The 13,827-nt window shown below is 46.3% G+C and carries 10 protein-coding genes; 8 read left to right on the forward strand and 2 right to left on the reverse strand.

The window, feature by feature from the left end:
- Positions 1 to 36: 36 nt before the first annotated feature.
- Positions 37 to 408: a hypothetical protein gene (locus ABD031_RS05475; protein WP_343849255.1), complete on the reverse strand. Its 372-nt coding sequence runs from the start codon at positions 406 to 408 to the stop codon at positions 37 to 39.
- 142 nt (positions 409 to 550) lie between these two features.
- On the opposite strand from ABD031_RS05475, the gene ABD031_RS05480 reads away from it, so the two are divergent.
- The 8 genes from ABD031_RS05480 (at position 551) to ABD031_RS05515 (ending at position 12,441) form a co-directional block, all read left to right on the forward strand.
- Positions 551 to 2,638, forward strand: a complete 2,088-nt coding sequence (locus ABD031_RS05480; protein ID WP_343849257.1) for a hypothetical protein — start codon at positions 551 to 553, stop codon at positions 2,636 to 2,638.
- Positions 2,639 to 2,890: 252 nt separating this feature from the next.
- Positions 2,891 to 4,102, forward strand: coding sequence for a tRNA 2-thiouridine(34) synthase MnmA (mnmA, locus tag ABD031_RS05485; RefSeq protein ID WP_343849259.1), 1,212 nt, complete (start codon positions 2,891 to 2,893; stop codon positions 4,100 to 4,102).
- A 299-nt stretch (positions 4,103 to 4,401) separates the two neighbouring features.
- The gene (locus ABD031_RS05490; protein ID WP_343849261.1) at positions 4,402 to 6,636 is read left to right on the forward strand and encodes a DUF7133 domain-containing protein; all 2,235 of its coding nucleotides are present in this window, start codon (positions 4,402 to 4,404) and stop codon (positions 6,634 to 6,636) included.
- A 218-nt stretch (positions 6,637 to 6,854) separates the two neighbouring features.
- Positions 6,855 to 7,571, forward strand: a complete 717-nt coding sequence (locus ABD031_RS05495) for a pseudouridine synthase (RefSeq protein ID WP_343849262.1) — start codon at positions 6,855 to 6,857, stop codon at positions 7,569 to 7,571.
- 44 nt (positions 7,572 to 7,615) lie between these two features.
- Entirely contained in the window at positions 7,616 to 9,079 is a 1,464-nt protein-coding gene (locus ABD031_RS05500; RefSeq protein WP_343849264.1) for a M28 family peptidase, read from the forward strand.
- A 134-nt stretch (positions 9,080 to 9,213) separates the two neighbouring features.
- Positions 9,214 to 9,585, forward strand: a complete 372-nt coding sequence (locus tag ABD031_RS05505; protein WP_343849266.1) for a hypothetical protein — start codon at positions 9,214 to 9,216, stop codon at positions 9,583 to 9,585.
- Positions 9,586 to 10,084: 499 nt separating this feature from the next.
- On the forward strand, positions 10,085 to 11,245 hold the full coding sequence (locus ABD031_RS05510; protein ID WP_343849268.1) for a hypothetical protein: 1,161 nt from the start codon (positions 10,085 to 10,087) through the stop codon (positions 11,243 to 11,245).
- Entirely contained in the window at positions 11,245 to 12,441 is a 1,197-nt protein-coding gene (locus tag ABD031_RS05515; protein WP_343849270.1) for a ChbG/HpnK family deacetylase, read from the forward strand. The genes ABD031_RS05510 and ABD031_RS05515 overlap by 1 nt, the downstream gene beginning before the upstream one ends.
- A 105-nt stretch (positions 12,442 to 12,546) precedes the next feature.
- Here the strand turns inward: ABD031_RS05515 and ABD031_RS05520 are convergent, their stop codons facing one another.
- Positions 12,547 to 13,710, reverse strand: a complete 1,164-nt coding sequence (locus ABD031_RS05520) for a THUMP domain-containing class I SAM-dependent RNA methyltransferase (protein ID WP_343849272.1) — start codon at positions 13,708 to 13,710, stop codon at positions 12,547 to 12,549.
- Between the last annotated feature and the right edge of the window lie 117 nt (positions 13,711 to 13,827).

Here is a 13,827-nt window from a genome sequence, read left to right on the forward strand (position 1 = left end):
AAATTGCATTGTAAATAAGATAACTAAAACAAACTTTTAAAAGTTGGATTTTTCTTCTAAAATTTTTGATGACCTATTTTCATTTTGGCGATGTGTTGGAAACCAAACATCTCCGATAATGAAAAAATCGACTTTTAGTCTGCTCCTAACGGTTTTTCTTGCTTTCGCTTTTTCGTGTAGCGAAGAGGAAAAGCCGATTAGTCCAACTCCTCCAGAACCTGCAAATTTCACAACGGCTGATGTAGCAGTGATTGTCCCCCCTGGTACAGCGATAGATCTTTCAAAAACCAAACTCATTGCGGGATTTGCAGAATATCCAGTCGATAAATCTGGCAAAACAAAAGCAAGGTTTGAATCGGGAAATACAAAGCTCTCATTTCTGGTGGATGAGAAAGGCGAAACGATCATGATGGGGTTTATTACTGATACGAACAAAGAAATATCGGTAGCGACAACCTCTTCAGTCTTGGTTTATTTTGGATTGGGAATTTCTATCCAGCCCAGAGAAATTAAAAAGAAATATCTGGCAGAATATTCAACCATGGAAGGTATGTCTGAATTTACTCTGGCCATTTCAGAACTGTTTTCGAAAAACCCAGCAATTCTAAAAAACGGAGAATTCATAAGTCCTCTGACTGAATACCTTTCCACTTTTAATTCCGCAGAGGTAATTGACATCAGAGGCAAGCAAATCGATGTTGATATCAAGGGTTTCAAAAGTGGCCTTCAGGTATATGAATTAGATCATCAAAACGTTCAAATCCGAAATGAGAGAAGAAGGAGGGCGCATGCCTTCTCCTATAAAACTTCTTTCAAAAACAAGGAGGGTCTAAAAACGACCTTGAAATATAATATTGGAGGATCGGATGTTTCCGAAAATGATTTGGCAGTAAATCCAAGACTGGCAATCACCTCAGTATCGGGAGCATTAAAAGACGTCGCAGTTGGGAAAATATTGGGGAAGGACGCAGAGATAGGCCAAAGCGAAAACGGACCAATAAACCTCCCATTGAAAGACTCGGAATCTGAGGCTACCTACAAAGTGAGAGTGGTAGGGCCTGGGGGAGGAAATCTTGGTGGACTAAGTCTCACTAAGGCTGAAGAGGAAAAACTCAACCGACTGATCATCGAAACTTTTGCAATGGATTTTTTGGTGCCTTTCATCTTCGATGTGATCGGTATGGATGACGCTGTATTTGGTTCACAAACTGACGATTTCAAAGAAATCATCTCAGCCATAGACTTATTTATTAAGTCCACTCCTGCTATCGAGCAGTCTATCATGGATGGAGATTACATAAAGGCCCTGAATGAAACTATGTGGATTGCTATTCAGGAAGCACCTGGCAAATATTTTGACGAAATGTTTACAGCGGTAACCAATCGGGGATTTGAACTTCTGAAAGCAACAAAACCAGGATCAGTTCAAGAATCAGCCGAGGATGTGGCCAAAATGACCAAGTCTGTTCTCAAGGCTTTTAAAATTGCTGACTACATACTCAAAGCAGTAGACTACAAATATCTATTGGATCACATCCAACTGTCAGAATACATTGCTGAATTTACCGCAACGGTCAAAGCTGACGATCTAGTCATGACACCAAAGGAATCAACGGTAGTCACTCAAACGAATACCACATTCAAGGTCGAAACAAAAACAACCCTTGCAGAAGGGGAATCTTTTGTCTACAAATGGTCCACAAGTGGCAAATACGGTAAACTTTCCTACCAAAATAAAAAAGATGTCTATTTCGAAGCCAGCACGGGTTCGATGATCTATCGCGCAGAGGCGCCATCGGGAGATCTTTCTGATGGCCCAAATATAGATACCGTAAAGGTCGAAGTCTTCACCAAAAAAGGCACAGCATTGACCCGAATTGGCGATGCGAAGGGTGTGATCAATGTGCAGAAAATCAAACTGATCATGAAACCGAAAGGTATCACCCTCGCTGGAGGACAAAATGTGGCGTTATATCTCGAGCGGACAGATGGGGTCAACGACATTATTTCCAATGCCGCGTTGGACTACAAAGTGGAGTGGGAAACCTCCGGAACCTACGGCAAATTCAATGGTACCCTAAAAAATGCTACGACTATGGGCAACAGGCTAAATTATGAAGTACTGGATAAAGACGTCAGGCAAGGCACAGAGACATTTACAGCCCGTGTTTATTTTAAAGCCAAAACCGATACAGAATGGATGCTTCGGGAAGAAGTTAAGGGTGATTTGAAAATCGTCAACGACCCCAAAAAAATTATCATGAACATCCCACTGACGGCCAAGTCTTGGGACATCAGTACCGCTACCAGCTGCAATTTAGGTGTAAACTGGATGGTGGAGGTTCCGGTACACCCCAAGGCAATCCGGTATACAGTCACGTTTTTTGGTTTCAAAAAACCTTATTCTTGGGAAGGAAGAGGTGGAAGTTGGACAGCTACCCAATCACCGCCATCAGTCTATGGCTTTCCGGGAGCTGGACCAAATGAGATCGTGGGAGGAAACTACTATTACACGATCAGCAGATCTTGGGGCGCGGGGCCTATGTCGGCGGATTGTGGTTCCAACATCCCTACTATCATCGCAAATTCGCTGAGCTACGGAGGAATGGCAAATGTCGTCATTGAAATCACGGATTAAAACTAACACCTAAACCTAAATGCGAAACAGAGGTAAAATCAATTTGGAAATCCGGTTTCCAGGTTGGTTTTACCTCTTAGCTTTTTATCCTGGTCTATTCATTTTTAACAATGGGATTTAATGTAACCAGGGTAGATTTCTCATGTTATATTTATTCAATCTTCCAATTTTATACCTTCGCGAACTTATTCCCACCAATGAGGCGTTGGCTTCCAGTAACCTAATGGACCTTGAATCCATTAATCATTACTTATGAAAACAAGACCAAGAGTCGTCGTCGGCCTCTCCGGAGGCGTTGACAGCAGCGTCGCTGCACACTTGCTCATCGAGCAAGGCTATGAAGTCATCGGCATGTTTATGAAAAACTGGCACGATGAATCCGTCACCATCTCCAACGAGTGCCCTTGGATGGAAGACTCCACGGATGCAATGCTTGTCGCGGAGAAGCTGGGAATTCCCTTCCAAGCCATCGACCTCAGTGAGGAATACAAGGACCGGATCGTGGACTACATGTTTGCCGAGTACAAAGCCGGGCGCACGCCCAATCCAGACATCCTATGCAACCGTGAGATCAAATTCGATATCTTTCTGAAAGCTGCGCAAAAGCTCAAGGCGGACTTTGTTGCCACGGGGCATTATTGCCAAAAATCTGAGACTGTGGTCAATGGCGAGGAGGTCTATCAATTGATCGCCGGAGCTGATCCCAACAAGGATCAAAGCTATTTCCTTTGCCAACTTTCTCAGGAGCAACTTTCAAAAGCGCTCTTCCCCATCGGGCATTTGCAAAAGCCTGAGGTACGCAAGATCGCCAAAGAAGCTGATCTTATCACAGCCGAAAAGAAGGACTCCCAAGGCCTTTGCTTTATCGGAAAAGTCCGCCTGCCGGAATTCCTTCAGCAGCAGCTAAAGCCCAAAAAGGGCAACATCATCCAGATTTCCGAAGATCTTCCTGTATTTGAACGGTTGAAAGTACCCGTCCTGGCTGCGCCTAACGATTGGGATCAGAAGACCTTGGATGCGATCTGCCTGCCTGTCCATTTCGAGCCTTCGCAAGGCAAGACCATTGGCGAGCACAATGGCGCACATTACTTTACGGTGGGTCAGCGCAAAGGGCTCCAAGTCGGAGGAACCGGCAAACCGCTCTTTGTGATCGCTACCGACACCCGGGAAAATGTCATCTATACCGGACTCGGCGAAGATCATCCTGGCCTTAATCGCTTCGGTCTGTTTGTGAAAAAAGACCAAATCCACTGGATCCGGGAAGATTTGGCACTGCAACCGGGCGAGTCCGCCGAGTATATCGCCCGAATCCGCTACCGTCAGCCCTTGTCCAAAGCAACGCTCATCATGAAAGAAAACGGTCTCTACGTCATCTTTGAAAACGCCCAAAAAGGCGTCGCTTCGGGCCAGTTTGTGGCTTGGTACAAAGAGGACGAGTGCATTGGCAGCGGGACGATTTTCTAACCCTTTGTCAAAAACACCAGATTACATTGAGCTTTGTGCAGATGGGCCATTCTGGAATTGTTGAATGCTTTCAATTGGCTTCAATCGGAGCAAAAGCTTAGACAACCCGGTTCGGAGACAGTCAAATCTCTGAACCGGATTGAGCCAAAGATCCAGCGGCAAAAAACTTTTAGGATAGGCAAGGATACCCATTTATTCTATCTTCGATTTCTTGTAAACTGATTTGCCTTTGGAACACAAGGCTGAGACAAACTTTTGATCTTCTCCCCCTACCTGTAATCAATCAACCCTATAACCTGATGAAACACCTTTTGCTCATTTGCTTTGTTGCGACCCTTTTCTACTCCTGCCAAAATCAAGCAAAGACCTATAAAGATGAGATCTACCAAAAGCCCGAAATCGACCCGACACCGGAGTTAGTCGCACTTTCTGCGGAGGAATCCATGAGTAAGATTCACCTTCCCGATGGCTTTAAGATTGAGCTGGTCGCCAACGAACCGATGGTATCCGAACCCATCGCTCTAGCTTGGGATGGCAATGGCAGGATGTACGTAGCGCAAATGAACACCTACATGCAAGACGCTGATGCCACGGATGAGGATGAGCCCTGGAGTAGAGTGATGCTGCTGGATGACACGGACGGCGACGGCGTGATGGACAAGAGTTCGGTGTTCATAGATAGTTTGGTGCTGCCTAGAATCATCCTCCCCTTGGATGACCGAGTGATCGTGGGTGTGACCTATGATAGAAATATCTACAGCTACCGCGACACCGACAACGATGGAGTCGCCGATGAGAAAATCTTGATTTTGGAAGATCCAGTTCGTGACAATCGAAACTTGGAGCATCAGGACGCAAACATGATCTGGGGGATGGACAATTGGCTGTACGTTTCCAATGACCCTTTCCGCTATCGATTTGAGGATGACCGATTGATCCGTGACACACTTCCTGAACCGATGCCGGGGCAATATGGCTTGACACAGGATGAGGTTGGCAGACTGTATTTTTCCCGGGCTGGAGGAGAAATTCCGGCGCTGGGCTTTCAGCAAAATCCCGCCTATGGACAATTGACTTTGAAAGACCACTGGGACGAGAGCTTTCTTGAACCTTGGCCAATTATAGGCAACCTGGATGTGCAGGGCGGCTTGAACAGGGTTCGCGAGGCGGACAACACACTCAATCGATTCACGGCGGTTTCGGGGCAGGAAGTATATCTGGGAGATAAGATGCCCGGCGCTTATGGCGATCTTTTTATCCCAGAGCCTGTTGGAAGGCTGATACGCAGAGCCAAAGTGAAGCATGTTGATGGCAAGATTGTCTTGGAAAATCCCTACGAGAAGGCCGAGTTTATTGCCTCGACAGATCCGCTGTTCCGTCCGGTATTCACCAGCACCGGCCCCGATGGCAGTTTGTATATCGCAGACATGTATCGCGGGATTATTCAGGAAGGCAATTGGACCGGCAAAGGCAGCTACCTAAGAGAAGTGGTGGATGAGTACGGCTATGACCGTTTTTTCCAAAGAGGAAGAATCTACCGAGTCTATCATGAGGAAATGACTCCCGGACCAAAGCCACAACTCCTTGACAAATCTGCCGGCGAACTGATTCAATACCTTTCGCATCCTAATGGCTGGTGGAGGATGAACGCCCAGAAACTGATCATCCTGAAAAAGGACTTGTCGGTGGTCGACGAACTGGAGGGAATAGTAAAGGGAAATGAAGGGTTTTTCAGGACGCTCTTTCATGAGGATATCGATTTTGGTTTGGAGCGCTTGCATGCGCTCTGGACGCTGGAAGGCTTGCATGCGGAAAGCAAGGAATTGGTACTGCTAGCCATGAAAGATGCTGATCCACGCGTCCGCGTTGCCGCAGTGAGAATCAGTGAGCGATACCTCAAAGAGAATGATCCTGCTATCCTAGCCGCTTTGATCGATATGGAATCGGATACCGATGCAGAGGTGCTGCAGCAGGTGGTTCTCTCTGCAAGACTCCATCTGGATGCTACCAAGGAAATGGTGACTCAGATTCAGAAAAAGCATTCGAACAACGAGTTGTTGGCAGCGACAACCGCTGAAAATCTTAATCCTTCCTTCTCTGAAATTCAGATGCTGAAGGATAAGTACAAGATGGTTAATGGTGGGTCACAGATTGTGGCGGGCTATGTGATATTCAAAGATTACTGCTCTACCTGCCATGGACCTGAGGGCAAAGGAATCGATCAATTGGCCCCTCCTCTGGTTGGCTCCCCTCGTGTGACCGGTGATCCGACCACCTTGATCAAGATCGTAATGAATGGATTGACGGGGCCAGTAGATGGGAAAGAGTATAACGGCCCGATGGCACCTGCAGCCCAGTACGATGACACCGAGATAGCCAATGTACTCAGCTATATCCGAGGACACTTAAATGATAAGGGTACGGTTTGGCGGGTGTCGGTAGGCTACGTGAGAGATGCGTACAAAGACCGAAAGGAATATTGGACGCTGAAGGAATTGGAAGAAAACCCCGGCCTGCCCGCTGCCAAGAAATAGTAGCCAGTCAAAGAAAGAAGTGGGGATCAATCAGCTATCGGAAGAAAAGTGGATTTTTCATCCGATGTAGATTGAAGTCGTGGTTGTTCACGAATCCCCGTTAACGAGAAGTCGATTCAACTTAAGCTTCACCTTAATTCAAAAAAACCTCTTTCCCACAGTCTGTTTGTAAACTCAGAAAAGCCCATTTCCTCCCTACCCTTAGAGGTTAAAAAACCATGCTTGATATCCTATTTGAAGACGAAAACCTGATCATCATCGATAAGCCTGCGGGACTGTTGGTACACCGAACCCGGCAGGCTTTCGGAGAAAATGAAAATGCACTGACTATGCTTCGTGATCAGATCGGGTCTTGGGTATCTCCCGTCCATCGCCTGGATCGGGCGACGAGTGGAACGCTTCTGTTTGCAAAAAATCCAGAAATCCTTCCTGAGCTAAAAGTGTTGTTCATGAATCGAGTCGTGGAAAAAACCTACCTCTGCATTGTCCGAGGGATTCCTGAGACCAAAGAAGCACTGATCGATCATCCGCTGACCAGCGAGCGATCAAATAAATTGCAAGAAGCGCAAACCGTCTACAAAGTACTTGCTGAGTCCGAGATTCCTTTCAACTCCACCGGTCGATATCCTACCAGTAGATACAGTTTATTGGAAGTCGATCTTCTGACAGGCAGAACTCACCAAATCCGCCGACACCTCGCCCACATCCGCCACTACATTATCGGGGACAAAAAGCACGGAGACAACAAGCAAAACATCTTTTTCGAGAGGCATTTTGGACTCACCAATCTCCTACTCCACTCCTGGAAGATGGCCTTTGTGCTTCCGCTGACTAGAGAAAAAATATCTGTCACCTGCCCTCTTCCCCAGCATTTCAGCAAAACAATGCAGGATCTAAATTGGCAATCCGGCAAAATTTTGATGGTCGAGAGCTGAAATCAAGATTTTCGACTATTTTTCACGCTGCTAATATTTACCCTATGAAAAAATTGATTTTATTCCTTGGCCTATCGGTCATGGCAAGTTCCCTGGCTTTTGGCCAAAAGAAGGAAATCGAGAAACATTTCAGCGAAAAGGACGCGATCTCTGAGTTTACTTATTTGGCTTCAGATGAACTGATGGGCAGAGACCCAGCAAGACCAGAGATGAAGCTTGCCTACACTTTTATCGCAGATCAGCTCGAGAAAGCAGGGGCAAATCCTCTCAATGGCGCAGAAGGCTTCTATCAAAACATCCCTTTCCGTCTGTCTTCCCCTCCAAAATCGGGAACGATGAAGATTGGTGAAAGTGAATTTTCCCAAGGAAAAAACCTGCTCGTTCTTGATGGAAAATCTTTTTCAGGCGATTACGAATTGATCGATCTGGGATTTGGCCTGGAAGAGGATTTTTCCGGCAAAGATGTGAAAGGAAAAATTGTCGTCACCAATGTAGGAGCTCCAAACAAAATCAATCCCAACCAGCTTTTTGCTGAGGGAAGAAGCAAGGCAACAAGAGCAAAAGAAGCAGGTGCTGTTGCGTTAATTGAGCGCTTCAACATCCCTAGTGTGCCTTGGCAAATGATCTCCGGTTTTCTCAACCGTGCCCAGATGAGCATTGATCAGGGAGCAGCCAGCGACCTCCCCTACATTTGGGTAGAAGATGTGAAAAACGAACTCGTAGGCGATAAGTTGAAGTCTGCGCAAGTGGACGTGGCAGGAAAAGTCAACACACCTGTGGAAGGGAAAAACGTGGTCGCGTGGATAGAGGGTACCGATCCATCCTTAAAAAATGAATTTATCCTGCTATCTGCCCACTATGATCACGTGGGTGTGGGGACGCCCGATGCAGAAGGCGACTCAATCTACAACGGCGCCCGCGACAATGCGGTCGGTACGGTCGCTGTGATCAACGCAGCGAAGTATTTTGCCAAAAATCCTCCAAAACGATCGGTGCTGTTTGCCCTATGGACAGCTGAAGAAAAAGGACTTTTGGGAAGTGGATATTTTGCAAATAACCCATTGATTCCTTTGAATCAAATCGTCTACAATCTCAATATTGACAATGCAGGGTACAATGACACCTCGATTATCACCGTCATCGGACTCGGCAGAACCAACGCAGATTTCCTGATAGAAGAGGCCGTAGCAGAATTTGGCATCACAGCCAAAGCTGACCCCTCACCGGAGCAGGGACTTTATGACAGATCTGACAATGTAAACTTTGCACGAAAAGGAATCCCTGCACCAAGTTTTACGCTAGGTTTCACCGCATTTGATGATGAGATTAACAAGTACTATCACAAAGCAGCCGATGAGGTGGACAGCTTTGACTTGGACTACGCCCAACTTTACTGGAAATCCTATATCTTATCTGCCGAAAAAATTGCCAATTGGGATCAAAAACCGACTTGGGTTGCGGGTGACAAGTACGAAGAAATTGGTAAAGAACTGTATGGAACGAAGTGACAAAGAAGTTTTTAGACATAAGATCTGAAAACACCAAAAAGCCCGATTTCAATCTGAAATCGGGATTTTTTTTTCAATCTCGTGTAGCATTCCCAGAGACTATATCGTTCTGGATGAAACTAAGATAATTCCATATGCCTCAATTAAATTCAATTCTACTTCTGTTGTTTTTTGCATTGCTGGGATGCGTGGAAGATGATGACAAACGGTTTACACCAACGTGTGCAGCAGGTGACACGAGAGAGATCTATGCCGGAACGGGAATCCTAAACTATACCGACTTTATTTCCGGGCAACAGGGATCAGATTACCATTTCGTGATAAGCAACCATAACATTGAAGGAGTCATGCTGCCGCTTGTAGTTTGCAACCCTGTTGATTTTAAAATCCTCCAACCTGACATTGACAATCTCGAGGTTTCCTTTCAGGGAATTGTAGAGATACTGCCCGAAACAATCGATGCAGGAAGCACTATTATTCAAATCGAAACCATACAAGCGCGATGAGTAGTGTAAAATTCTATCTCCCCTTACTTTTCTTAGTTTCCCTTTTTATTTCGTGTTCGGAGGAGTTTACCGAAATAGACGTGAAAGGTGTTGAAGCAAAAATAGTGTTCGCCGGATCGGAAGCGGCAGTCTGACAGTCAAGGTGACATTCAAGCTCCTGGATTCCAGCTATTCTTGCGGCTTTCCCAGTGAAAATAGCCCGAAATTCCCTAACGTCAGAATCGTAGAAATTAAAAAATTCTAAGTTTTAGGATTGTCGTTCGGCGACTTTTTAGTGCCCCCAGATCAGACCGTGGTTTGTTTCGTCACAGACCATCGTTTTACAATTTCTTCGTTGGCTGAACCTTCATGAAGAACACCCCATTCCCATCTCGGTGCGCGTCATCACTTAACTTCACCTCTGCCAACCCCATTGAAATGCAATCTGTTAAATTGTTTTGCCTTCAAAAATGAGTAATTTGATTATCTGGTTCGTCTCTCATTTTTAAACCCAAAACTTATGACCGGCCTCGCTGTCTTAGACGTTTTTATCAGTCTTGTTTTTATCTACCTACTTTACAGTCTGCTCGCGATGACGGTCATCGAGTCGATCACCACGGCGGTCAGCTCCAGATCCAAAAACCTCATCACAGGAATCGACCGTCTCCTCTCAGATGATCAGCTGTCTAATTGGATCAATCATACTGTCCTCAATCTCTTTTGGGTCAAAACCACCAATCCACTCACCAAAGCCTTCTACAGCCATCCTTCTATCAAATATCTAGGACAAAAGGGAATAAACTCAAAACCATCCTACATCGCCAAGGATAGATTTGGGAGTACATTGATCGACTTGTTGAAAAAAGGCGCCTATCTCGATGACGTCGAAAACATCTCCGCTACGCTGGGGATCATTCCTGAATACGATTCGAGCATCTTGGCCAAGCGAATCCGAAACCACGAGGAAAAACTCAAACTTCTGACTCAGACAGCAAGTGCAGATGCGGCAGATATTGGTCATGCGACTGAGGAATTAGATTATTTGAAGCAGGAACTTTTTCAACGAACCAACAAAGAAAATCCTTGGGACATTGAGGGGCTTTCGATTGGTGCGGAGACGAAGTATCAGCTGAAAACACTTTGGCAGCAAGCCGCCAACGACAAAGAAAAATTCAAAGCGCTGATCGAAAATTGGTATGAAGATCAAATGGATAGAATAGCGGGATGGTACAAGCGCAAGCTGACCTTCTTGACCTTTGTCATTGGTCTGTTCATCGCCGCAATATTCAATGTAGATAGTATCAGTTTGACTACCGAATTGGTGAAGAACGAAGATATGAGAACAATGCTCGTGGAAAGCGCTAAAGGCTATATGGCTGAAAACCCGGATGGAGGCGGCACGACCACGTTCAAAGCTCAAAAGCAATACATCGACTCGCTGAATCTCGAATTGGACAAATACAACTACGTCCTGGGAGCCAACAAGAACGTAGATTATAACTTCTGGACATTTCTTGGTTGGTTGATCACCGCTTTTGCTGTATCCCTTGGCGCTCCCTTTTGGTTTGACCTATTCAACAAACTGATGCAGGTGCGTAACTCGATAAAAACCCCGACATCGTCTGCCCCGGCGGCCAGTGGCGGATCAACTGAGGGAGTCAACATTAAAGCGGTAGGATAATGGCAAGCTATACCGGAATAACAACCCTGCATGTGAACGTGAGGAGAGAGCGTCCTTCCGTCAATGCGCCGACATTCAGGACGCTGAAGCCTAATCAGGAAGTGGAAATTTCCCACGCGATCACCGGGGAAATGTACCTGGACAGCAACATCTGGTACGTCCTTACCAATCAGACTTTTGTTTGGAGTCCAGCTGTTTCCACTACTTCTGAAGTGCCTTTGATCGAAAAAAAACTATTGATCACGGCCGATGACATTGGGGTCGTAGATGAGATAGACATTGGCGCCCAGATAGCCCTTCGCGAAGGCTGGATCAATTCCCTTGCAGTTTTAGTAAATCGACCTGAAGACGTGGAATCAACCTATCTCAAGGATTTTTGCAGAAAACTGAGGGACTATCAGACTCCATCGGGCAGGTCGCTATTCGATACTACGCACATCGGACTTCACTTCACTATCACGTCGGGAGAGCCTATTTCCAGTCATACTACCGTGAGGCGATTGGTCGATGAAAACAATAAGTTTTTGGACTTCCGAAAATTCAATAAGGACTTCGAAAAACCGGATTATGTAACTCAGATAAAGACTGAATTCTTTGCGCAATACGAAAAATTCAAGGAGATATTTGGACGTGAACCGGATCATCTGACTTCCCATCACGACGTACTTACCTTCAATCGCCCACTATTCGAGTTTATGCAGGATTGGGCGAGAACAAAAGGAATCCCATTGAGAAACCATCGATATCTGCCCGGCTCCAAGCGATTTTGGTATGATACACTCGCCTTGATGCAGGTGAATTTGCCATCGACCAATCGAATGAACGAATGGGAAGGGAGACTCGGTCCATTCCCGATTGATTGTTCTCAGCGTACCGTAGTGGATCATTATGGCCCGATCCCTCCCTTTGGAATTACTTGCTACGACAGCATTGTGTCGAAAAAGCAACGGGCGTTGGACTCCTGGATGAAGGATTTTTTGGTTAGTACGGATAGCAGAAGAGAGATTGTAATCCACCTGATGAAATCCGCCTTTCGCAGCCAGCCTGACTTTGTAAGCCACTATGGATCGCTTCGGTCAACTTACCCCGGCATTGAGATTAAATACTTTGACGGCAGAGTGGCCGAATACCTTTCCCTTCAGAAAAACTGCCATTGGAAGACCGACCCCTGTCTTGGCTTGCTGCCAAGGCTCTAATTTAAGGGCCGGGAAAGCCTCAAAGGTTCAAAATTAAAACCTACAAGAAGCGAAAACCCTCATAGGATAGCAAACCTGCTACCGCTCACTGGGACTGCTAACTGCTCATCCTCTCCCCGACCCTTCGAACAGTTCGTATTTCAGCAAGCGACAGTCGATCGTTCCGTTCCAGAATTCAATTCTTCTGCTGGCTTTTAGCCCGACTTTCTTGGCTAGTTCCAAGTTTCCGGTAAAAATATAGCCGCGATACCCCGGGCACTTCTGCTTCATGAAGTCCCCCATACGTTTGTAGGTCACTTCGAGCTCGTCGTTTTCGCCCAAGCGCTCGCCATATTCAGGGTTGAACATCATCACACCGCGGGGTTTTTCGGGGATCTCGGTTTCGGCAAAGTCACAGGTTTGAAACTCGATCATGTGATCGACTCCAGCGTAAGCTGCATTTTCCTGGGCAAAGGAAATGGCCTGCAAGGAAATATCCGAAGCAATGATCTTCACTTCAGTCGCCTCGACGATCTTGCTTTCGAGCTTTTTCTTCTTTGCCAAAAAGGCTTCCTGATCGTAGCCCAAGATGTGCTGAAAAGAATAGTGATCGCGATACAAGCCGGGGTAGCGTTTGGTCGCCATCAGCGCCGCCTCGATCGCCAAGGTGCCAGAACCGCACATCGGATTGATGAAAGGCACTCGCGTATTCCATTCCGTCGCGTAAATCGTCGCAGCCGCCAAAGCCTCCATCATAGGCGCTTTGCCGGGGATTTTGCGGTAACCGTGCTTAGCCAGCGTTTCCCCTGAAGTATTGAGATAGACCGAAGCCTGGGTTTCTTTCCAATACACCTGAATCACCAGTCCGTCAAAGTCCGAACCGGAGTCGGGCCTTCTGCCCTTTTGCTCGCGGAAGCGGTCGACGATGGCGTCCTTTACTTTCACATTGACGATGAGCGGGGTCGTGATGGATTCGTTTTCCGCGACTGAATTCACCGAAAAATAGCCGTCCACATCGAGGTATTCCTCCCAAGGAATTGCTTTGAACTTGCGGTAGATGTCGTCCGCATTTTGCAGGTAAAAAGATTTCAGCTCGTAAAGCACATGAGAAGCAGTGCGCAGGTGGAGGTTGAGATCCATGCAATCTTCCATACTGGCACGGAGCTCAAGCCCCGTCCGCATGACAGAGGTGGGAACGAATCCCAATTCCCGAACTTCCTTTTCCAGATAGCTTACCGAGCGATCCTTGCAGGTAATGAAAACTTTTCCTTTTACGTTAAAATCAAGCATGCGCAAAAGTAAACAAGTGAGGCGGGAGTTTTCTTATAAAACATTCATGAATAGGGGAAATTCACCCGCAGCCATGAAAGTCGTAAAAGGAGTTACCACAACTTATTTACGACATGG

The sequence above is a fragment of the Algoriphagus jejuensis genome (assembly GCF_039523455.1).
Lineage (GTDB): Bacteria > Bacteroidota > Bacteroidia > Cytophagales > Cyclobacteriaceae > Algoriphagus > Algoriphagus jejuensis.

Bases quoted from the DNA above. Each gene is read 5' to 3' on its own strand.
- mnmA (WP_343849259.1), top strand. From the start codon at position 2,891: ATGAAAACAAGACCAAGAGTCGTCGTCGGCCTCTCCGGAGGCGTTGAC.
- ABD031_RS05515 (WP_343849270.1), top strand. From the start codon at position 11,245: ATGGCAAGCTATACCGGAATAACAACCCTGCATGTGAACGTGAGGAGA.
- ABD031_RS05500 (WP_343849264.1), top strand. From the start codon at position 7,616: ATGAAAAAATTGATTTTATTCCTTGGCCTATCGGTCATGGCAAGTTCC.
- ABD031_RS05520 (WP_343849272.1), bottom strand. From the start codon at position 13,710: ATGCTTGATTTTAACGTAAAAGGAAAAGTTTTCATTACCTGCAAGGAT.
- ABD031_RS05480 (WP_343849257.1), top strand. From the start codon at position 551: ATGTCTGAATTTACTCTGGCCATTTCAGAACTGTTTTCGAAAAACCCA.
- ABD031_RS05475 (WP_343849255.1), bottom strand. From the start codon at position 408: ATGATCGTTTCGCCTTTCTCATCCACCAGAAATGAGAGCTTTGTATTT.
- ABD031_RS05495 (WP_343849262.1), top strand. From the start codon at position 6,855: ATGCTTGATATCCTATTTGAAGACGAAAACCTGATCATCATCGATAAG.
- ABD031_RS05490 (WP_343849261.1), top strand. From the start codon at position 4,402: ATGAAACACCTTTTGCTCATTTGCTTTGTTGCGACCCTTTTCTACTCC.
- ABD031_RS05510 (WP_343849268.1), top strand. From the start codon at position 10,085: ATGACCGGCCTCGCTGTCTTAGACGTTTTTATCAGTCTTGTTTTTATC.
- ABD031_RS05505 (WP_343849266.1), top strand. From the start codon at position 9,214: ATGCCTCAATTAAATTCAATTCTACTTCTGTTGTTTTTTGCATTGCTG.